The organism is Kineosporia babensis (assembly GCF_021129305.1).
In the GTDB taxonomy this organism is placed as follows: domain Bacteria; phylum Actinomycetota; class Actinomycetes; order Actinomycetales; family Kineosporiaceae; genus Kineosporia; species Kineosporia babensis.
This window is the reverse complement of record NZ_JAJOMB010000006.1, coordinates 351,420-372,626: the sequence shown is the minus strand read 5'-3', so window position 1 is coordinate 372,626 and position 21,207 is coordinate 351,420. Positions and strand designations below refer to the sequence as shown.

The window sequence follows — 21,207 nt, the reverse complement described above, 5'->3', positions numbered from 1 at the left end:
GTGCGCACGCGGGGTACTCCGTTCTCGAACGGTCGATGGTTCGTGGCCGGAACACGGTTGCACCCTCCCGACGCCCGCGCGGGATAACCCCTTGGAATCCGGAGAATGGTTGAGGTGGATCTCACTGAGCCATTCCGAGTAACGGGTGGCAGCGCTGTGTGATCTTGGCGTACACGCCGGGCTGGATGCGGAGAAGAAGCGCGAGACCTCGGTAGGACGGGTTCCTCCTACAGTTCCTGTCCCAGAGGTCCCGCGCGCTGATGAGCGTCTCATAATGAAAAGGCTCTCGAGGTATCCGAGGACCTTGTGCTGTTCCTGTCCGCCTTGCTGGCCGATGAACGCGATCGGCGTGGCACACGTTCGGGGAGAAGGGCGCCTGCGCGTAGACGACCACCACTGCCTCAACACCCTCACCGACGCCGCGTCCGGAGTGATCAATTACCTGCGGGATACTCCGGCCAGAGCTGAAATTCCGACGGCCAGTGGCCTTGAGATCCGCTGGTCTTCCAGATCCGCTCGGGAACATTGGGGGTACCTTCGGACGCCCGATCCCAGTTCTCCCTGATCGCTGCCTACCCGGGCGCATCCCCAGTATGGAGTGGGGTGCACGTTGAGGTTCCTGGATGGCTGCACGGCGTCTATCCGGAGTTGTACGAGCGTGAGCGGCTGAGCTTCTATGACCTGTGTGTAGAGCTCGCGATCTACGCACACCACCCCGAGTCCGATGTCCGCGAAGCGGCGCAGATCCGCATCGCCGAGCTTCTTTCCGGTCGCAACCACATCGAGGCTCTCATCTGGTAGTCCGGGCGCCGGTCAGCTCGCTCCGTTGATGACGATCGCCTGGCCGTCGCGCAGGGTCCGATGCGGGATGCCGTCGGCGCGGTAGCGGTCGGCCACCTCACCGAGGACCTTCGTCTCTGGGTGGCCAGGGGAATGGACGTGTGGCACGACGGCGTAATCCAGAAGCGCTAGTCCGTCGTAACGAGCCTGCTCGGCGTAGGCCTTTTGGACAGCTGACGGGTCGTCGCAGTGCTCCAGCCCGTGCAGGTCAGGTGCGAGGACGCAGGCAGCCGCGCTATAGCCGGCGTAGACGAGAGCGTCTTCCTGCAGCAGCTTGATCAGGGCTTGGTCGGCACCGCTGAGGGCCAGCGCCTGACGCAGAACGAACACGTTCCCTCCGCGGACCCAGACCAGGGAGAACTCGGCCAGTGCGGCGGTGGCCTGCGCCGGGGAGCAACCGAAGAGCATCCGGAGATCGAGCTCGACCGGTCGCAGACCGAGCTCGGCAAGTGCCCTGAACTCGCGTTCGACCGCCGTCCGGCGCTCCGGCTCCGGCCGGTCATCTATCGCATTGGCAATCACCGCAACTTCGCCGCTCCTGGCCGGACGGCCCAGGAGCGCCAACATTTGCTCTGGCTGATCACCGCTGCGGAACGAAGAGAGATACAGGCGCACCGGCAAAACCCTAGTGGCAAGAAGAACTGCGCTATGACGGCACCCGGACAGGGACCGGTGATCCTGCTCGGGCCAGGCGTCTGGTCGACCTGGAGGAGCTCACCCAGTGGCACGCGGACTCCACCTCGTGGCAGCAGTCGTTCGCCGCGATAGCAACGATTCTGACCGGACCGGTTCTCCTCCCGGCGCCACCAGCGTCCTCACTGACGCTCTTCTCCCTGGCGCACGCCCTCAACGGCGGACCCCAACCCGTCGACAACGACGAGGCCACGTCCTTCCACGGGACACCGCAGGCACTGCGAACCGTCCTCGAAAGTCGAACCTCTGCTCGCCCAGCACCGAGAGAATCGACAACCACTTACCCGCACCCGACCCCGGCCGCGAACGGAAGCCCACCAGCCAACGACCAGTGGCCAGGCAGAGCACCACATCGCATTGCAGGGCGAGTTCACCGGCTTCCGGATGCCGGATCCGCTTGGCTGTCGAGGTCAGCGACTCGACCTTGTGTGTCTCCCACAACTCGTGGAACTTGTCGCTGCGCGCAATCCGATCATTCACCAGCTCTCACTGCCGAACTTCCCGCGGGCAGGACGGCGCGCCAGGCCAACCACCCCACAACCGCTTCGAACTACACCGTTCAACGTTCCGAGTGAACGGTATCCCCCGCGAGGAGCCGACCCCCATAGCCTCGAAGGGGTCGATCTCACCCCGCGAGGAGCTCGCATTCATTGACCAACAGCACCGGGGCCTGGTCGAGAAAGAGGGTTGCGAGAATCTTCCGCGCAGAAGACGAAAGAGAGAAGCTCTGCCCGGGTAGTGGTCACGATGTTCACGCAGGACGGCACCACTGCGTCTGCCATTGGCCCTTTCACAGTCCAGGCACAGGAACGAAACCTGAAAACCGTTCACAGGAAAGCTCTCTACCGTCCGGTTCATGCCCTCCGCGCTGCCCGGTCGCCTGAGCGTCTTCGTTGCCACCAGTGTGATCGGTGGGCTCCTGGCCGCCGGGCTGGCGGTGCCGCTGGTGGGGGCGGGCGGTCTGGCCTCGAACCAGGTGGTCTCGGCGTTTCAGGATCTGCCCAGCGAGATCGCGGACACCACGATGTCGGCGAACACCACGGTGCTGGCCGCGGACGGCTCGACGATCGCGACGTTCTACGACCAGAACCGGGTGCCGGTCGAACTGGACGAGATGTCGCCGTATCTGCAGGACGCGATCGTGGCGATCGAGGACGAGCGGTTCTACGAGCACGGCGGGGTCGATCCGCAGGGGCTGGTGCGGGCGCTGGTGACCAACGAACTGTCCGGCGGGGTCTCGCAGGGCGCGTCCACGCTGACCCAGCAGCTGGTCAAGAACCTGCTGAAGGAAGCCGCGTACCAGGCGGGCGACGAGGACGCCTACGAGGCGGCGCAGGAGCAGACGAACGAGCGCAAGCTCAAGGAGATCCGGCTGGCCGGGGCACTGGAACAGAAGCTGTCCAAGAGCGAGATCCTTCAGGAGTACCTGAACATCGCGTGGTTCGGGGGTCAGGTCAACGGGGTCGAGGCGGCCGCGCGCTACTACTTCGACAGCACCGCCGCGGACCTGACGCTGGCTCAGGCGGCCACGCTGGCCGGGATGGTGCAGTCGCCCACCAAGTACGACCTGAAGACGAAGGCCGGCCGGGCGAGCGCGCAGGAGCGGCGCGACACGGTGCTGAAGAAGATGTTCCAGCAGGGCCTGATCGACCAGGCGGAACTGGACGAGGCGAGCGCGGCCAAGCTGACGGTGGACATCACGCCGACCCTGCAGGGCTGCGCGAATGCCGGGACCGGCGCCTACTTCTGCGATTACGTGTACAACCTGATCGTCAAGAGCGACGACTTCGCTGCGCTGGGTTCGTCGCAGGAGGCCCGGGCCACCGCGCTCAAGCAGGGCGGTTACACGATCCGGACGACGCTTGATCCGGACATCCTGGACGCGGCGTGGACGTCGGTGACGGAAGCGGTGCCGGCGGACGACTCCAGCCGGGTCGCGGCGGCTTCGGTGACGGTCGAGCCCGGTACCGGCAAGGTGCTCTCGATGATCCAGAACAAGTACTACAGCGTGGCCGAGGGCGGCGAGAACACCACGATCAACTACTCCACCGACTACGCGTACGGCGGATCGTCCGGTTTCCAGACCGGTTCCACGTTCAAGCCGGTGGTGCTGGCGGCCTGGCTGAAGGCCGGCCACACGCTGGAGGAGACGATCAGCGGCGCCCCGGTCACCCTGTCCAACAGCAGTTTTCAGACCTGCGCGGATGTCTCGCTGACGGGTACCTGGACGGTGAACAACGCCGGAGACAGCGAGGGCAGCGGCAGCATGACGGTGGCGCAGGCGACCGCGCAGTCGGTGAACGGTGCCTACGCCCGGATGGAACAGCAGCTCGACCTGTGTGATGTGCAGAAGACCGCGCAGGAACTGGGCATGCATCTGGCTCAGCCGGCCGCCGACCAGTGCATCCAGGGCAACCTGTACAAGGACGACCCGGAGACCACCACCGAGATCCCGAACTGTGTGCCCTCGGTGGTGCTCGGGGTGGCCAGCCAGTCGCCGCTGACCATGGCCAACGCCTATGCGACGTTCGCCTCCGGGGGCGTCTACTGCAACCCGGTCGTGGTCGATTCGGTCACCGACCGGGACGGCAACCAGCTCGACGTTCCGCAGGCCGACTGCAAGCAGAGCCTCGACGCGGACGTCGCGGCGGCCACCACCGAGGGTCTCAGCAAGGTCTTCACCTCTGGGACCGCGTCCTCGACCGGGCCGTTGTCGAGCGGTCAGCCGGCTTCCGGAAAGACCGGAACCACGAACAACTCTCAGGACACCTGGTTCGTCGGTTACACGCCGCAGCTGGCCACTTCGGTCTGGGTAGGGCCCGAAACGGTCGACGGCAGCCGGGACGACATGCGTGGCGTCACGATCAACGGCTCGTACTACTCCAACGTCTACGGCGGCACCATCGCCGCGCCGATCTGGAAGCGCATCATGACCTCGGCGCTGGCCGGTACGTCGGTGGAGCAGTTCTAGCGGGTGAACCCGGCCGGGGTGAACTCGCCGCGTTCCAGGCGGTGTTCGATCTCTTCGAGGCTGCGCCCGGTCATCTCCGGCATCATGCGGTAGAGGAAGACGAACGCGGCCACGTTGAACAGGGCGTACATCCAGAACGTCTGGCCGGTCCCGATCGTGTTCATGATGCTCAGCAGGGTGAGGGTGATCAGCACGTTGGTGCCCCACAGCGATGCGGACTGGGCGGCGGCCCCGGCGGCCCGGGTGGCCAGCGGGTAGATCTCGGATCCGGTGAGCCAGCCCATCAGCTGGATGCCGCCGGCGGTGAAGGCCATGAACGCGATCAGGGTGGCGATGATCCAGGGCGTCATCTCCTTGCCGTCGTTGCCGGTGACGAAGAACCAGCCCAGGACGAAGAGGGCCACCGCGGCGCCGGGCAGGGTCAGCAGAGTCAGGCGACGGCGGCCGACCCGGTCGATGATGGCCAGGCCGATCAGCTGGGCAATCAGGTAGGTGGAGCCGAGGGCCACCGAGACCCGCAGGGCGGTGGAGTCGGAGAAGCCGTTGTCGGTGAGGATCGTGGGCGCGTAGTAGACGATCATCTCGATGCCGGAGAGCTGGGTGAAGATCGCCAGCCCGCATCCGACGACCAGGGCCGGGCGCACCCAGGCGGCGCGCAGGCCGGACCACCCGCGGGTACCGGCTTCCTGCTCGGCCTCGACGTTGTCGCGGATCTCGCCGAATTCGCTGTCCAGGTCGGCGTCGGCAGGGCGTACGTGGGCCAGGGCGGCGCGGGCCTGATCCAGCCGGCCCTCGCGCAGCAACCAGCGCGGGCTTTCCGGCAGGCGCAACATGAGCACGAACATGATGGCGGCCGGGACCGCGGCGATGCCGATGGCCAGCCGCCAGGAGATGGTCTCGCTGGCTCCGACGATCGTGGCGATGACGATGCCTGCGCCGATCGCGATCTGGAAGAAGAGGACGAGGCGGCCGCGGTAGGCGGTCGGGGCCAGTTCCGCGACGTAGACCGGGGCGGTCTGGGTGGCGCCCCCGACCGCGAAGCCCAGCACCAGGCGGCTGAGCGAGAGCAGGATCGGGCTGGGTGCGAGCGAGGCGGCCACCGACCCGACCACGAAGACGATGCCGACCAGCAGCAGGGTGCCCCGGCGGCCTCGCCGCTCGGCCAGCCGGCTGCAGGTCAGGGCCCCGATCACGGCGCCGACCAGGATCGAGGCGGCGATCACCTGTTCCCAGCCGTGGTCGATGTCGAACTCGTCGCCGATCTGCAGCAGGGCTCCGGAGATGATGCCGGTGTCGTAGCCGTACAGCAGGCCGGAGATCGCCGAGACCAGGGCCACGACCACCACCGATCCGGTCGGGCGGTCCGGCCGCACGGTGCTCGGCTCGCTTGCCTGGCTCATCGTTGCGCCTCCGGCCTGGGTCGTCGGCGCCCTTGCGTAGGCGCCCGCGCCTTCCCCAACCCGGACAATGGTGGCAGGACGTGCCACGAACGGCCATTCGACTTACCTGGCCGCAGGGTTGCATGCAAGCTTGGATGCAAGAGCGTACAGTGCTGACCATGCCTTCCCCCGTCCCGGCCGCGCAGCGGGTCTACACCACCGTTCGCCAGGAGATCCTCGAAGGCGAGTTGCGCGGAGGTTCCCTGCTCAGCGAGGTCGAGGTGGCCGCCCGTCTGGGCGTGAGCCGCACTCCCGTGCACGAGGCGTTTCTCAAGCTCGAGACCGAGGACTTCCTGCAACTCCTCCCCCGGCGCGGCGCCCTGGTCGTGCTCGTCCATCCGGACGAGGCCGGCGAGATCCTCGAGGTACGCCACGCACTGGAGGTCGCGGCCGCCCGCCGGCTGTCCAAGGCCGCAGCCGCCCGGGACCGGTTCGCCGAGGAATCCGCCGCACACCTTCACGCCCAGCAGGACGCCGTCGATCGCGAGGATCTTCAGGCTTTCGCCGCCGGGGACGAGCTTTTTCACCGTTCGATCGTGACGACGTCCGGAAACCGGATCGCGACCAAGATGTACGGCACGCTGACCGACCGGCAGCGCCGGATGACGGTCGGCGCCCTGGGTGGCCGGCTCGATCGTCTGCCCGTCCTCGTCGAAGAGCACACCCACCTACGGGATCTGGTGCTCGCCGGCGATGTCGACGCTTTCGCCACCTCCCTGCTCGAGCATCTCTCCCAGACCCACACGGTGACTTTCGGTTCATGAGTTCTCCTGCCTGGCGCCGCGTCGCCTTCGCCATGTTCGTGATCGGCTGGGGCGGAAACCAGTTCACCCCGTTACTCCTGGCTTACCGCTCCGAGAGCGGCTACTCGCAGCTGGACGTCGACATCTTCCTCGGCGCCTACGTGATCGGACTGATACCAGGACTGCTGCTCGCCTCGGGACTGTCCGACCGGCACGGGCGACGCCCGGTGCTGCTGGCCGGACTCCTGGCCTCACTCCTCGGCAGCGCCCTGCTGGGCCTCGGTGACTCACTGGGCTATGCCGGGATCTTCGCCGGGCGGGCCCTGAGCGGTCTGGCCGTGGGCATTGCCATGGCCGTGGGCACCTCGTGGATCACCGAACTGGCAGCCCTCGACCCCACACTCGCCCCCGGCACCGGAGCGCGGCGCGCCACCATCTGGCTCAGCAGCGGATTCGCCCTCGGTCCGGCCTCTGCCGGGCTGCTCGCCCAGTTCACCGAACCGGCGCTGGTCTGGCCCTACCTGGTGCACGCCGTCCTCTGCGTACCGGTCATCCTGGCCCTTCTGCGCTATCCCATACCGACCACCGAGCCCGGGCGTACCACCTTCTCCGCGCTGAAACACCCACGATTCCTGCGGGTGGTGGTGCCGATGGCCCCCTGGATCTTCGGTTCGGCCGGCGTCGCCTACGCCGTCATCCCTTCCCTGGTCAGCGAACAGCTCGGAGACTGGGCCCTGCTCTTCACCGCCGCGCTCACGGTGGCCACCCTCGGCACCGGCGTCGCCGTCCAGCCGATCGCCCGCCGCCTGGATGACATTTCGACATCCCGCGCGATCACCGTCTCCATGCTGCTGATGACCGCCGGCATGGTGCTCGCCGCGATCACAGCCGTGGTGCGCTCGCCCTGGCTGGCGGTGCCGGTTGCCCTGGTTCTCGGTGCCGCGTACGGCATTGCCGTGGTGTCCGGGCTGCTGGAGGTGCAGCGGATAGCCAAGCCCGGAGAACTCGTCGGCCTGACCGGCGTCTACTACGCCCTGGCCTACGTCGGTTTCCTGATCCCCGCCGCACTGGCCGCGGCGCACCCGTGGTTCGGATACCCCGGCATGCTGTCCGCCGTAGCGCTCATCTGCTTGTTGTGCACGGCGTTGTGCGCTTCTGGGTGGTCCAAGCATCTACGGCTCGAGCCCCTTACTGTCTCGTAGGTCCCGCTGCGCGGCCCAGAGCACCAGGGCGGTACAGATCACTGCGCTAGCGAAAGTCGCTGTAGTGACGGCATTCTCAAAACTATGGACGTCGGCGGGGCTCGTGGCGATACCGGCCAGTGGTGCGCTCAAGGCGGCGGCGACGATGGTTCCGGTGACCGCCATGCCGATGCTGGTGGCCATCTCCTGAATGGTGTCGTTGAGCGCGGCCGCGCTGGAGGCCTGGTTCTCCGGCAGGGTGATGACCTGCGGCAGAATACCCAGCGCGGCCCGGGCCGGAGACCGACCTGGATGCCGAGGAGGCCGCCTTCATACGCAGTGTCGCCGATCAACTGCGCGAGCACGACGACCGGGCTCAGTTCCTGGCCGGTCTCGATCTCATCCAGGTCGGGGTCCAGGCCCTGGGCCGCCATCGCTAACCTCGGACGTCTTCGTCGTTCAGTCCGCCCCGGGAGAATGTTTCATGTCGCAGCCGTCAGCCCGGATCGTCGCCGATTCCGTCGGCCCGTCCGGCATCCGCCTCAGCACGCTCGAGGTGAAGATGCATCGCTACGTGCTCGCCGAGTTCAACACCCACCGGGTGTTCTCCCGTAACTCCGCCAGTTCACGCGCCATCCCGGTGGCCAAGCAACTGGAGACGGTGCGCAACGACCCGGCTATGCCGCTGGAATGGGGTGCCAACCAGCCGGGTATGCAGGCCGGTTCTGCGCTGGAGAGTTCAGAACTGGAACGGGTGTGGCTGCGGGCTCGGGACAGCGCGCTGGTGGCCGCCGAGGAACTGATGAAGGCGGGTCTGCACAAGCAGCTCAGCAACCGCCTGCTCGAGCCGTTCATGTGGCAGACCGTCATCGTCACCTCGACTGAGTGGGACAACTTCTTCGAGCAACGCTGCAGCCCGCTGGCCCAGCCCGAGATCCGCGCCTGCGCCGAGGCCATGCGCACAGCCCTGCTCGACTCCACCCCCGCCGAGCTGACGGCCGGCCAGTGGCACACGCCCTACATCAGCGCCGAGGACTCCCTTGACGAGGCTGACGTGCTCAAGGTCAGTGCCGCGCGCTGCGCCCGGGTTTCGTACCTGACCCACGACGGGGTTCGGGACCCGGCCAAGGACCTGGAGCTCTACGCGAGGCTGGTCTCGGCCTCCCCGATGCACGCCAGCCCGTTGGAACACGTGGCCCGGCCCTCGGCCTCGCCCGAACCGCAGCTCGGCAACCTGCGGGGATGGCGCCAGCTGCGTCACGACGTCGAAACGGCTTAGGTTCTGCCCGGCGGATCATGGCCGTAGCGAGGACGCGCCCCGCACGAGGCAAAGATCCACAGGACAGGACCTCTGTGCCGGGCCGGCCTCCTGACCGGCCCGGCACTTACCTCACGGGTACGAGACCACGTTGCGCGGCGTCGTGTTACCTGCCGGGTTGGGCACTGCACCGCCGGTGTTGTTGACGACGTTGCTGATCGTGCCGACATCACCCAGCGAGACGGTCAGAAGGCTGTGCAGCCGCACCCCGTCCTTCTCCGGCACCTCGAAGCTGTGGTCGAGCTTGACCTCGGGGTTGACGTTGAAGAACGAGTACGATCCGCCGCCCCACACCTCATGTTCGGTGACGTCGTCCGCGACCTTGTAAGCGGCGTAACCGTTCTGGTCACCGTTCATCCAGGCGGCCTGGTCCGGCACGTCGTAGGGCTTCTCGTTCTGGAAGAAGATGGTCCTGCCGCGGTCGCCGTTCCAGATCACCTCGTACTTCTGGTAATGCTCCACGAACAAACCGGTGGCCAGTACGTCGTCACCGTTCACGATCAGCCCGGTGTCGCCGGTGTTCACACCCCAGCCGGTCGGGGCACCACCGTGATCCGCGCGCCAGGCCCAGATGTGGTCGATGATCGTGTCGTCGCTGTTGACCACCAGCGTGGTGGTGGCCTTGCCCTGGACGCTGCTGCCGATCCGGAAGAACACGTCCTGGATGCTGGTCGGGTTGTCCGCGTGGTCGGCGTGCTCCCCCTCGGTCCCGACCGTCATCAGCGTCTCGCTGTTGGTCGTGCCCGCGTCGAACGTCAGGCCGCTGACCTTGACCCCGGCCACGTCGTCCACGCTCAGCGCCGTGACCCCGCCCTCGGGGATCAGCGTCGGGAAGCCGATGCCGGTGACCACCGTGTCGGCCCGCGTCACCTTGATCGTCTCGTCCACCGCGTAGGTGCCCGGGGTGAAGAACAGGTTCAGCCCCTGCTCGAGCGCCTGGTTGATGGTGGCCGCGCTGTCGCCCGGCTTGGCCACGTAGAACTCGCTCATCGGGATCGGATCGCCCGCGGTGTCCGGCCAGCTGGTACCGGCCGAGTCACGCTGCAGCGAGGGCACGAAGACCTGGTACTTGTCCTCGTCGTCCACGTACAGGTACGGCTTCTCCCGGGTCACCGGCGTGCTGTCCAGCGTGGTGTGCGGCGAGTCGGGGAACGCGTTGGCCGGAGCGCCTTCCACCCCCGAGTAGACCATGTTCCAAACCCCGCCCTCCCAGCTGCCGATCGAGCTGTCGCGGGTGTACCACTGCTGCTGCGAGCCGGACGAGACCTTGCCGTCGACCAAGCTGTCGGCCAGGTAGCCACCGCTGGAGTAGCCCTGGCCGTTGTCCTGGTTGGACGGGGCCAGCGTGAGGTCGCCCTTGATGTGCACCCGCCGCATCGGCGCGGCCTGGGATACCGCCCAGCGGTTGGTGCCCTCCTCCGGGACGACCGAGACGTTCTCCAGGCTGCGCCAGAAGTTCTGGGTGGCGTTGGCGGTGTCGCCGTGATTCCAGCCCGAGTCCACGTTGACCGCACCCTTGATGGTCACGTCGTCGGGGTTGCGGCCGAGGCCGGCCACCGACGTGTAGAAGCCCAGGTTGGCCCAGACCCGGTCGTAGGTGCCGGGCTTGAACAGGAAGGCGTAGCGCTGCTCGCCGAACTGCGCGTCCGGGCTGACCTTGTGCGCCTCGAAGGCCTCGTCGAAGTCCGCCTGGATCTGCTCGGCCGGCGTGGACTCGTCGTAGACCTTGACGTTCTCACCGAGGTCCGGGGTGTCCGAGGTCTCGATCGCCGGCGCCTCCGGTTCGGACGGCGCGGCGGTGGCCGGGCCCATCGGCGAGAACGCGACGAGACCGGCGAGCAGGGCCAGGACCGAGCCGATCAGGATCGCCAGGGCGGTGCGACCGGGTGGCCGGGCCGAGCGGGGTGCGGGGGACATCAGTAACTCCTAGCTGAGCTTGACGGGACGCGGCTGCGTCGCAGGTCATCAGGGATGGCTCACTCCGGAGAATTGCCCCATTTGCGGCCTGGGTCAAGGCAGTCCGGGCCGTTTGAGGAGACCATGACGGTCCGGCGAGAGAACCTTGATGGAGCGGCTGGGGTGACGGCACCTCGAGCGACGGCCCCTGGCACGGCCAGGTCGTGCCTTCCATCAGCTGAGATCCCGGGCCAGGCTCACCCTCAGATACGCGTTCGCCCACACGTCTACGGCCTGGTGAGGCGGCGTACTGACGAGCTGCTGGACGTCGGCTGCCACGGCCACCAGTCCGGCAGTGCGCAGCATTCCTGCCGCGGTCTGCAGGCGATCGGTCATCGTCGGTGGTAAGTGCCCCATTCCCCGATGGGCGATTTCGGCCAGTAGGGCGGCTGTTTCGTCCAGAGCCTGATGGAGGACGTCGGGCGCACCGAGCGCCGGCCCGTCGGCGGCCGCGGTGCGTCCAGTAGGGGCGAGGTCGGGCACGATCACCCGGTCCTCGAAGGCCAGGGCGATCGGATCGATGAGAATCCGGCCGCCCCGCCGGGCCACCATTCCCGACACGTAGCGAGGATCGTCCTCCAGCGCCGCGGCCAGCGCGTCGAGCCTTCCTGGCGTGCAGGATTCGTGGGTCGCCGAGATCAGCGCGGCCGTGCCGACGGCATCGGTGACCACCGCGTCCAGACGCTGGTCGCCGGGTGAGTACGTGACCGCCTCGACCCCGGCCAGCGGAATCACCCGCACCAGTTCGGCTTCCACCCGGGCCCGAACCAGGCGGGGCGGAAGTTCGTCCAGTTCCCTGGCCAGGCCTTGCAGATCGGGTGCCATGATGCCTGGGGGCAGGTGCTGCCAAGGGCGGGCGGCGGTCATCGCGTGCGTGCGGCTGAGACTGCCCGAGCCGATGCGGACCGTGCGGCTGGCGCTGCGCTGGGCCGAGTCGGTGATCACCGAACTCCCGGCCAGGCGCTGGATCGTGGTCCCCGCCACGCGCCGGGCCGCCAGCCCGTCACCCCGCTCGCCGGCCTTGTAGACCTTGCGCAGCACCAGCACCGAAGCGCTGTCCGCATGGGCCAGGAACACCTCCACCGTGCGCTCGTCACCGAACGCTCTGACCCGGGCGCCCAGACCGTCGAGCCGGGCCTGGCGTAGCTGGGTCTGCGATGCCTCGTCCGTGCCGAGAATCCGCGAGTGCAGACCGGTTCCGTCGTTGGTGACCGCGCGGTGGCGGGCGAGGAGTTCCGCGACGTGATCGGCCAGGGCCTCCGGCCGGTAACGGGCCGAGCGGTCCCGGTAGGCCTGCAGCTGGGTGTCCAGATCGTCCAGTGCCAGGAGTGGCCAGCGCAGCCGGGCCGCCTCGAGCGACTTGCGGGCCGTGGCGATCTGGGTGGCCAGGCCGGTCTCCAGGTTGACGGCGCCTTCGGTCAATACGGTGGTGGCGAGGGTGACTGCTTCTTCCAGCTCGTTACCTCCGTCGCCCGCTGCCTCTCCGCCGACCTGGACGTGCACCTCAGGCTTGGTCGGTTCTTGCTCGTCGGCGGCCCGGAAGGCCCAGACGGCCAGGGCGATCAGGTCTTCGCGGGTTCCGGCCTTGGCATCGCTACGGGCATAGCCGAGGTCGCCGGGTACGTGGAAGCGCACGGTCGCCGACGGCAGATCCACGCTCGGCACCGGGTTCGTGGCGGCGGCCCGGCGCACGTGAGCCGCATAACCGGCCTTGTGAGCGCGGCGGGCTGCGGTCAGGGCCCGTTTGCCGATGTGTGCCTCAAGTTCTTCGTCGGTGAAAGTGGCTGGGCTCCAGTCGTTCTCTGGAATCGCCTCGGCGGCGCCCTCGTGCTCCGCCCCGGCCTGCCCTGAGACATCCTGATCGGGTTCTTGAGCACTCGCGGTGTACACCAGCACCAGTGCCAGGACGTGCCGGCAGATCCCCACCGCACCACAGCTGCAGCGCCCGGCCTCGAGTCCCCCGACCGGAAGTTCCGTGGTGACCCCGTCCGCGAACGTCGCCGCAAGCGTCCCCGCTTCGTTCTCCACCACCACCGGAGCTGCTCGCTCGACATCGCGGGTGGCCCGTTTCACCAGGCCCCGGTTCGTCAGCTCGGCCAGCGAGTCCGGGGTGAGGGCCAGCAGTTCCGCTCTCATCGTCCCACCTGCTCGGCAACGAAGGAGGCCAGTTCGCCCGGTGTCATTGCGCCCACCGCGGCCCCGACGTCGGCCAGGCGCTGGGCCGTCGTCCGGTCGTAGGACGGATTGGCCTGCTCGTCGAGCGCGGCCAGGCACAGCACCTTGGTGCCCTGCTCCACCAGCTCGGCGACCTGGCGCACCAGCGGCCCCGGATCCCCGCCCTCGTAGAAGTCGCTGATCAGCGCCACGATCGACCGGCGCGGCTGCTCGATCAGCCCGGCGCCGTAGCGCACCGCCCGATGGATGTCGGTGCCCCCGCCGAGCTGCACCTTCATCAGCAGCTCGACCGGGTCGTCCACGTCGCTGGTCAGGTCGACGACGCCGGTGTCGAAGGCGACCAGGTGGGTCCGGACCCCCGGCAGTCCCCACAGGCAGGCCGCAGTGACCGCCGAGTGGATCACCGAGTCGGTCATCGAGCCCGACTGGTCGACCAGCAGCACCACCTGCCACTGCTGCAGGTGTTTGCGGTCGCGGGAGTAGAAGTGCGGGGTATCGATGTACAGGCGCTGCTCCTCGGGCCGGTAGTGCCCGAGGTTCGCGCGGATCGTGCGGTTGACGTTGAAGTCGCGGGCCTGCTTCCAGCGGCTGGGCCGCCGCGACCGGGTGCCGGAGAACGCGGTCCGGACCTGCGTGCTCATCTTCTCCATCAGCTCCCGCACCACCGTCTCGACGATCCGCCGGGCCAGGCGCAGCACCTCCGGATTCATCAGGTGCTTGGTCTGCAGGACCGCGCGCAGCAGGGCCGGGTTCGGCTCGATCGTCTCGAGCACCGTCGGGTCGGTGACCACGTCGTGGATCTCGTAGCGTTCGACCGCGTCGCGCTGCAGCCGTTCGATCGTCTCCTTCGGGAACAGCCGGGTGATGTCGTTCAGCCAGTCCACGGTGGTGACGACCGAGTCCCCGGCGCCCCCGTGCCGATCCGGCAGGGGCGCCCTGCGCACCCCGCGGGCTTCCAGGTCCGCGTCGCGCCCGTACAACCAGTCCAGGGCAGCGTCCCGGCCGCTGGCCTCGTCATCCAGTTGTCCCAGGGCTCCGGCCGGAGTGCCCAGCACCAGGCGCCAGCGTTCCAGTCCCGGATCGATCAAGGTCGCACCTCCTGCACGATCAGCCCTTCCCGGCGCAGGCGGGCATCGACCCGCTGGTCCAGGGCCATACCCACGGCCACCCGTTCCGGATCGTTCACCCCGCGCAACAGAGCCCGGGCATCGCCGTGGTGTCCGCGTCGGGCCAGCAGCCGCTCGGCCAGTTGGGCCCGTTCCCGCGGCGGGAAGAACTCGAAAGCCTGCCGCAGAGCGGGTAACGCGACCAGGAACTCGTGCGCGTCCATCCCGGTGATCCGTTCGTCCAGCAGCGTCAGCACGGCTTCGGTGTGCAGCACTTCCTCGCGGGCCAGGGCGAACAACCCGGCCAGCCAGTCCCCCGCAGTCGCCGGCTGAAACGCACCCCGCACGACCCGCTCCGGATCGCCGACAGCCGCGAAGGACCACTCAAAGCCGAAGGACGCACCCCGCAGGTCAGGGGGCACCGCCGAGTTCGCGGCCACCCGCCCGACGATCCGAAGGGCATCCTCGCGGTCGAGCTTCAGCGTGGTGCCCGCGTGCCGTAACGCGTCGCGGCAGGCCACCAACGCGCCGATCCGCCCCCGATCGGCCGGTTGCGGTCCGCCGTGCACACCCTCCACCAGCCACAGGATCCGCCGCACCGCGGCGGCGATCACCGTGCTCAGCGCCGTGGTGTGCGCGGTACCGAAAACCCGGTCGTGCCGCCACATGGTGAGCACGACCGCCAGCAGCTGGCCCAGCGGCGCGAGCTCAGGCACGCGCCCGACCGCTCGGTCCACCTCCTGGAGCGCATCGTCGAGCACCGTGCTCAGCCCGGCGAGCGCCGCGTCGAACAGCACCCGAGCCAGCTTGTCCACGTCGCTGCCGGCCGTGACCGCCCGCTCGGTCAGGGCTGCCGCGGCCGCATCGGTCAGGGTGGCGCCGTAGGCGCCGGCCTCGATCGCTGCGGCCAGGCGGTCGGGGTGGACGCGGACCTGCCAGTGTTCGTGCAACTGCGGGTCCAGACCGGTGCTCGGCCCGCGCTCACGGTGGAACCCGGGGATCCCGAGCAGCCGCACCCGGTGCAGCAGCCGGCTGCGCCTGGCGTCGTGCTCGCGGGTGAGGTCGAGTTCGTGATTGGCGCTGCCGGCGAGGTTTTCTCGTTCGAGCTCGGCCTCGAGGTCGTGAACCAGCGCAGGCGCGGGGGTATCGGGATGCAGCCGGCCGACCCGGGATCCGCTCAGGGCAGCGATCATCTCGACCACGACGGGATGGTTGCCGCTGCCGAGTGGGCTCCGGCTGGTCCAGGGCAGGGGGACGTCCAGGGCTTCGTTCACGAGCGCCGATGCCAGACCGTCCAGAACGTCGGTGCGCGCCGGATGGGTGTGGCCGCGGACCATGGCCAGAGCTTCGGCCGTGGTCCGCGCGGCGATCAGATCGGCAGTGGAGACGGTCTGCTTGCGCTCTCGAAGCCTGGTGGTGACGGCTTCGGAGAGGTGGCGGGCCGCGCCGTGCGGGCCGTACTCCCAGAGGGCCTGGTAGTACGCGGGTGAGGGCATGCCGGACTGGTAGCCGTCGAAGGCGTCCAGGCGGCGGAAGGAGTACGGCACCAGGTAGCTGCCGCCGTGTGCGTGGGTGGGCAGGGCCGGAATGTCGGGCCACGGCGGCGAAGAGGATCCCGCAGAAGGGCCAGGATCCTGCGGCTCGTCTCCCCCGGACCCGGCCCGGGCCAGTGCAGCCACGAGCGCCGGGCGATGGAATCCGCCCGTCACCACGACCACCGGCTCGTCCCCACCGGCCTGCGCGGCGGCGGCCACCCACTGCGCCATGTACGCCTCGCGAGCGCTGTCGCCCTCATCGGCCGCGGTCTCGCCCCGGACGAGGTCGAAGTACGTGACCAGGCGTTCGGCCAGATCGTCCGCGGGGGCGATCTCCACGAGGTGGTCCCACAGGACGTCCACGTTGTCGACGCCGAACTCCCGGCAGAGCCGTTCCAGTACCTCGGCGTAGCGCAGTTCGGCGTCGGCATAACGATTTCCGACGCCCGCGAAGGCCGGGTGCCAGGCCGGCAGATCGATGAAGCGCACCTGGGCGTCCACGGCCCGGCCCCGGGTCAGAGCGACCCACTCGGGTGAGTAGTCGCACAGCGGCGCCCAGGAGGCATGGCGCCGTTCCTCGTCGCGGTAGCTGGTGAACACGGCCACGGGTAGTTCGTGGCCCAGGAGCAGCTCGTCCAGCCGGGGGTTGAGGTCGGCCGGGCCTTCGATGAGCACGTAGGCCGGTTGCAGCTCGTCGATGGTCCGGGCGACCAGCCGGGCACAGGCCGGGCTGTGGTGCCGGACGCCGATGAAGGTGACCGCCACGGTTCAGCCCGGAAGCTGGTGACGGGCCGAGTGCAGGGCCTTCCAGTGGTCCCCGGAGCGCCAGGTGACCTGCTGCGACAGATAGCGGCGGAGCTTGGCCAGGTCTTCCGGGCTGTCCTTGGCGGCGGTACCGGCCAGGCAGGCCACCAGGTCCTCGGCCGTGCCCGGTTCACCGCGCAGGAACCAGCCGCGCAGCCCGACGGCGTGCGCGACCGAGACAGCCTCGGCGGTGCTCATCACCGCCGACAGCCGCTCCATCGCATCGCCCCGGGCGGTCTGGCCGCTGCGCAGTTCCCGGAACGCGGTGACCAGGACCTCGGTGACGCCCCGGTTCGGCGCGGCGGTCACTCCCGAGCGCTGCAGCAGCTTGGTGGCTTCCTCCTCGACCAGGGCCAGTTCGGTGCCCAGGTCGGCGATCGGGAAGACGGTCTCGAAGTTGAACCGCCGCTTCAGCGCCGAGCTCATGTCGTTCACCCCGCGGTCGCGGGTGTTGGCGGTGGCGATGATGTTGAACCCGTCGCGGGCGAAGACCATCGATCCGGGCCCGGTCAGTTCCGGGATCGCCAGCACCCGGTCGGACAGCGGTGACAGCAGGCAGTCCTGGACCTCCAGCGGGCAGCGGGTGATCTCCTCGAAGCGCACCGTGCGTCCTTCGGCCATGCCGCGCAGCAGCGGGGCCGGCACCAGCGAGCGCTGCGACGGGCCTTCGGAGACCAGCAGGGCGTAGTTCCACGAGTAGCGGATCTGGTCCTCGGTGGTGGCGGCCCCGCCCTGGATGGTCAGGGTGGAGTCGCCGGAGACGGCCGCGGCCAGCAGTTCCGACAGCAGCGACTTGGCCGTGCCGGGCTCGCCCACCAGCATCAGGCCGCGGCTGGTGGCCAGCGTGACCAGGGCGCGCTCGATCAGCGACGGGTCGCCCACGAACTTACGGCTGACGTCGAGTTTCTGATCGCCCACGATGAACCGGCGGGCGGCCTGCACACTCAGCGCCCAGCCGGGTGGCCGGGCCGCCTGGTCGTCGGCCTTCAGGCGGGCCAGTTCCTGCTCGTACCGGACCTCCGCGCGGGGGCGCTGGACCTGTTCGGCCGGCGCGGTGACCTCTACGGCTTCCATCTGCAGTGCTCCAGTTCTCGGATTCGTCAGGCCGACGGCTGGGTGATGTCGGTCAGGTCGCGCAGGATCTCGGAGACCGCGATGAGATCACGCTCCCGCAGCGGAAACGGCCGGCCGGCCCGGATCTGCTCGGTGGCCCAGGCGCTGCGGGCGCTGAGCGAGACGTCGGACAGCGTTTGTTCTTCCCAGAAGTCCGGGTCCCCGACGATCAGTCCGGGCTCCAGCTGGATCCCGCACTCCACCCCGGAATCGAACGAGACCTGCATGGATCCCTGGTAGCCGGCGTCCATCGGGTCTTCCCGCAGCCAGCCTCGTTGTTCCAGGCTGAGCAGTTTCCGGCTGGGGATCTTCAGTCCTTCGAACCGTTCCACCCGTCCGTCGGCGGCTTCCTTCTCGGTGAGCACGAAGACCGGCCGGGCCAGCTGGGCGAACGGCTGCAGGATCTCGTAGTCGGCCAGAACCTCGGCCCAGAGCGGGACGTCGGCGCCCGCCTGGAGCGGGTGGAGCACCCCGACCACCGCGTCGTCGCTCAGCGTGACCTCCTCGTCGTCCGCATCGGCGAAGGTCCGGTCCTCGGCCACCCGCAAGGTTCCGATCAGCTGGTCCTGCTCGTCGTACTGGCCCCAGACCAGACGGCGGACGATGTGCCAGAGCAGCGGGTGCTCCACGAAGAGCTGCCGGAACTCGGCGCCGCTCCAGCGCCGGCTGGTGACCATGGCCCGTTCCAGGCGCCGGATCACGTCCGGGCCGATCCGGCGCACGTCCTTCTTCAGCGCCGAGAACTGCTGGTAGGCGGCCGGTGCCAGCTCCGGGTCGTCCTTCGCGCCGGGCTTGGGCAGGCTCTTCAGCCGCTTGCCGGAGGCGTCCGCGACGTACGGCTTGAGCTGCTCGTCGAATCCGACGACGAACTGCCGCGGGCCGTAGTCCAGCCGCAGGCTGCCGTCGGCGGCCAGACCGAGTCCCGGGACCAGCCGGTCGGCCAACTGCTCGCTGGTCAGGCCGAGCGCCTCGGCGACCTCGCTCATCTTGGCCTGGGCGGCGGTTTTCAGGCCCTTGAACTTGGCCCGCTGGGCGATGTTGTGCAGGTGCATGAGCGCCACGTCGGTGCCGATCCCGGCCAGGACCGCCACCCCGGTGACCGCTCGCGCATGCCCACCTTCGCCCGGCCAGGCCAGGATCATCGGGGTCAGCTTGCGGACCGCCTCGTCGTCCCCGGCCAGGGCCAGAGCGTCGAGCGCCCAGTTGTCCTTGGCCACCGCGCCGGCCGCGAACCAGCGCTGGAACAGCTGCCAGGCGAACCCGGCCAGATCCTGCGGGAGCACCGCTTCGCGGACCACTTCCAGCCCGGCGTAGGGCTGGTCCATCCGGCTGAGGGCGAAAACCGTGACCAGGTGCTCGAGCGCCGATGCCGGAAGCACTCCGGAACCGTCCCGCAGCCGCACCGGCGGCAGCACCGCGGCCTGAACCCAGACCGGCTGAGCCGGAACCTTGCTCGGCAACAGGCTCAGCGGGTCACGCTCCAGCAGCACCGTGATCGCCGCCTCGGCCTGCTCTCCGTAGCCCCGAGCAGCCTCTTCCACGCTTTCGCGCCGGCCGTGGGTGCTCAGGTACAGCAAGGCGTTCTCCGCCTGACGCCGGGCCGTCCCGGCCTTACCCAGAGCCGGCGGAACCAGCGCGCGGGCGGCGGGCTCGGCGTGGCGCAACAGCCAGGTCGCGGCCAGCGAACGCACGCTCTTGAGCCGGGCCAGCCAATCAGCCATCAGCACGGCCAGTACCGGCGCGGCGAGCGGCATCAGCACCGGGCCCACCAGGCTCGGGCTCTGCCGGGCCCGGCGGATCAGGGCAGGCAGAGCGGCCACCCCGAACCGGGCGACGACCGGTCCCAGATCGTCGGCCTCGGTGTACTCGTGCGGGGTCCACTCCGCCAGGAGGGGCCGGGCCAGTTCTTCCGGAGCAAGAGCGAAGAAGGCCGGGCCCTCCCACCAGAAGGAGCTGCCGCGCAGCACGCCCTGGGCTCGTTCCTCCCAGCTGTGCGAGTCGTTGGAGAAATCGAACCCGGTGTGAACGCCGAACTTCTCCTGCTCCTGCTCCAGCCAGCTGATCACCGGAACATCAGCGCAGCTCAAACCTCCCACCACCACGGGTTTGGCGACCTTGGCCCGGTTCACCCAGGGCGGCGTGACCAGCAGCGGTGGCAGGGCTTGCGCAGGAGCCTCGTCCAGGGCGACCGCATCCTGCAGCACGGCCCGCACCCGGCTCGCGGCCTCCGACGGTAGAGCGGCCAGTTCGTGCTGCGCCAGCTCGCGGTTGGTCCGTACGTGTGCGGTCAGAAGCTCAGCCAGCTGGCCTCGGCTCCCGGCGGCGGCCAGAACCTTCAGGGCCAGGGCCGGGAATCGCTCGGACGCCTCCAGCAGGGCCGGCAGGACGAACTTCTCACTCACCCGGTCGGCGAGCGCCTGGATCGCGGCCTCGGCCGGCATCTGCGCGATCACCGAGAGGATCCGCCGCCGGGCCTCGGTGTCGAGTTCCTTCTCGTCGAACCAGCGCAGGAGCACCGGCAGGACACCGGTACCCAGGGCATCGGTCAGCGTGGCCACGTAGGCATGGCTACCGGTCACCACCCACAGGAAGTACCACGGCGCCCGGACCGCCTTCTCCAGGCGTTCCATCTGCTCGAGCGTGCTCAGCGCCTGGGTGAGGGCAAAGCCCCGGTAGTCGTCTCCCACCGCGGCGGTGGCGGCGATGTCCTCTTCCACCCAGGCGGTCTCGGTCGGCGCCAGCAGAGATGTTGCCAGACGGTGGTACTCGTGCCGGGACCGATGTGCTTTCAGCCGGCCGATGATCTCGTCGTACTCGGCGTCGGACGCTACCGCCAGGGCCGCCCGTACCCGCAGCGTCACCTGGGCCTGCGGCAGCCAGTAGCCCGATTCGATCTTCTCCCCGGGCCGCAGGGAACGAAGACCGTTGCCCCCGGTGTCGATGCACAGACCCATCAACTCGACCGCCGCCTCGACGGCGAACGGCAGACCACGCTCGCTCAGCCAGTAATCGGCGAAGGGCGCCTTGTGCTCCTTGACGTCCCAGCGGTGGACCAGGGCGAGTGCCTGCAGCGCCGCCGCGAGCGGGGTGGCGTTCTCCAGGCCGTCGCGAAGCACGACGGCGGCCTCGCGCAGATCAGCGGACGACATGCTCAGCATGCTCTCCACATCGGCTGCCTGCTGATCGAGCAAGGCCCGAATTGTCTCACCGGCGCGGGGAACCGGAGTGAAGGTAGCGGCTCCGAGGCTGCCCCGACGGGGAGTCAGGTGCCGCTGCCAGGTCGGGGTAAAGCTGAAATCACGCATGGGCCCGGTTTTCCTCCGCCAGAAAAGC

The 21,207-nt window shown here is 68.8% G+C and carries 15 protein-coding genes and 1 pseudogene; 6 read left to right on the top strand and 10 right to left on the bottom strand.

Going from position 1 to position 21,207, the window contains the following annotated elements; genetic code table 11:
• Positions 1–603 precede the first annotated feature (603 nt).
• Positions 604–801 carry a hypothetical protein gene (locus LR394_RS14415; RefSeq protein ID WP_231441974.1) on the top strand — a complete coding sequence of 66 codons (198 nt, stop codon included), beginning with the start codon at positions 604–606 and terminating at the stop codon, positions 799–801.
• Between the two features lie 12 nt (positions 802–813).
• On the opposite strand, the gene LR394_RS14410 is transcribed toward LR394_RS14415, so the two are convergent.
• Together LR394_RS14410 and LR394_RS43640 are read right to left on the bottom strand one after the other, a co-directional pair.
• A complete protein-coding gene (locus LR394_RS14410; protein ID WP_231442028.1) occupies positions 814–1,455 on the bottom strand; it encodes a Type 1 glutamine amidotransferase-like domain-containing protein in 642 nt (213 codons plus the stop codon).
• A 231-nt stretch (positions 1,456–1,686) separates the two neighbouring features.
• Positions 1,687–2,013: an MmyB family transcriptional regulator gene (locus LR394_RS43640; RefSeq protein WP_407937047.1), complete on the bottom strand. Its 327-nt coding sequence runs from the start codon at positions 2,011–2,013 to the stop codon at positions 1,687–1,689.
• A gap of 376 nt (positions 2,014–2,389) precedes the next feature.
• On the opposite strand from LR394_RS43640, the gene LR394_RS14405 reads away from it, so the two are divergent.
• A complete protein-coding gene (locus LR394_RS14405) occupies positions 2,390–4,504 on the top strand; it encodes a transglycosylase domain-containing protein (protein ID WP_231441972.1) in 2,115 nt (704 codons plus the stop codon).
• Here the strand turns inward: LR394_RS14405 and LR394_RS14400 are convergent.
• On the bottom strand, positions 4,501–5,850 hold the full coding sequence (locus LR394_RS14400) for a sugar porter family MFS transporter (RefSeq protein ID WP_407937055.1): 1,350 nt from the start codon (positions 5,848–5,850) through the stop codon (positions 4,501–4,503). The two genes, LR394_RS14405 and LR394_RS14400, sit on opposite strands and share 4 nt — an antisense overlap.
• Before the next feature lie 212 nt (positions 5,851–6,062).
• Between LR394_RS14400 and LR394_RS14395 the strand changes: the two genes are divergently transcribed.
• Together LR394_RS14395 and LR394_RS14390 are read left to right on the top strand one after the other, a co-directional pair.
• Complete coding sequence (locus tag LR394_RS14395) at positions 6,063–6,707, top strand: GntR family transcriptional regulator (protein WP_231441969.1); 645 nt, start codon at positions 6,063–6,065, stop codon at positions 6,705–6,707.
• Complete coding sequence (locus tag LR394_RS14390) at positions 6,704–7,888, top strand: MFS transporter (RefSeq protein WP_231441967.1); 1,185 nt, start codon at positions 6,704–6,706, stop codon at positions 7,886–7,888. Before LR394_RS14395 ends, LR394_RS14390 begins: the two co-directional genes overlap by 4 nt.
• Here LR394_RS14390 and LR394_RS14385 read toward each other — a convergent pair.
• Entirely contained in the window at positions 7,859–8,071 is a 213-nt protein-coding gene (locus tag LR394_RS14385; protein WP_231441965.1) for a hypothetical protein, read from the bottom strand. The two genes, LR394_RS14390 and LR394_RS14385, sit on opposite strands and share 30 nt — an antisense overlap.
• Before the next feature lie 104 nt (positions 8,072–8,175).
• Between LR394_RS14385 and LR394_RS43635 the strand changes: the two are divergent.
• Both LR394_RS43635 and LR394_RS14380 read left to right on the top strand, forming a co-directional pair.
• Positions 8,176–8,307 (top strand): annotated as a pseudogene (locus tag LR394_RS43635) (TetR/AcrR family transcriptional regulator); the annotation flags it as partial.
• Positions 8,308–8,351: 44 nt separating this feature from the next.
• Entirely contained in the window at positions 8,352–9,146 is a 795-nt protein-coding gene (locus LR394_RS14380) for an FAD-dependent thymidylate synthase (RefSeq protein WP_231441963.1), read from the top strand.
• A gap of 111 nt (positions 9,147–9,257) precedes the next feature.
• Here the strand turns inward: LR394_RS14380 and LR394_RS14375 are convergent, their stop codons facing one another.
• The 6 genes from LR394_RS14375 to LR394_RS14350 all read right to left on the bottom strand — a co-directional run bounded on the left by LR394_RS14375 (position 9,258) and on the right by LR394_RS14350 (position 21,179).
• Complete coding sequence (locus LR394_RS14375) at positions 9,258–11,102, bottom strand: adenylyl cyclase (RefSeq protein ID WP_231441961.1); 1,845 nt, start codon at positions 11,100–11,102, stop codon at positions 9,258–9,260.
• Positions 11,103–11,315: 213 nt separating this feature from the next.
• On the bottom strand, positions 11,316–13,277 hold the full coding sequence (locus tag LR394_RS14370; protein WP_231441959.1) for a hypothetical protein: 1,962 nt from the start codon (positions 13,275–13,277) through the stop codon (positions 11,316–11,318).
• Positions 13,274–14,404 (bottom strand): VWA domain-containing protein, encoded by a 1,131-nt coding sequence (locus LR394_RS14365; protein ID WP_231441957.1) that lies wholly within the window; start codon positions 14,402–14,404, stop codon positions 13,274–13,276. The genes LR394_RS14370 and LR394_RS14365 overlap by 4 nt, the downstream gene beginning before the upstream one ends.
• Positions 14,401–16,722 carry a DUF5682 family protein gene (locus LR394_RS14360; RefSeq protein WP_231441955.1) on the bottom strand — a complete coding sequence of 774 codons (2,322 nt, stop codon included), beginning with the start codon at positions 16,720–16,722 and terminating at the stop codon, positions 14,401–14,403. The genes LR394_RS14365 and LR394_RS14360 overlap by 4 nt, the downstream gene beginning before the upstream one ends.
• Positions 16,723–16,725: 3 nt before the next feature.
• Positions 16,726–17,835, bottom strand: a complete 1,110-nt coding sequence (locus tag LR394_RS14355) for an ATP-binding protein (RefSeq protein WP_231441953.1) — start codon at positions 17,833–17,835, stop codon at positions 16,726–16,728.
• 26 nt (positions 17,836–17,861) lie between these two features.
• Positions 17,862–21,179, bottom strand: a complete 3,318-nt coding sequence (locus LR394_RS14350; RefSeq protein ID WP_231441951.1) for a DUF4132 domain-containing protein — start codon at positions 21,177–21,179, stop codon at positions 17,862–17,864.
• Between the last annotated feature and the right edge of the window lie 28 nt (positions 21,180–21,207).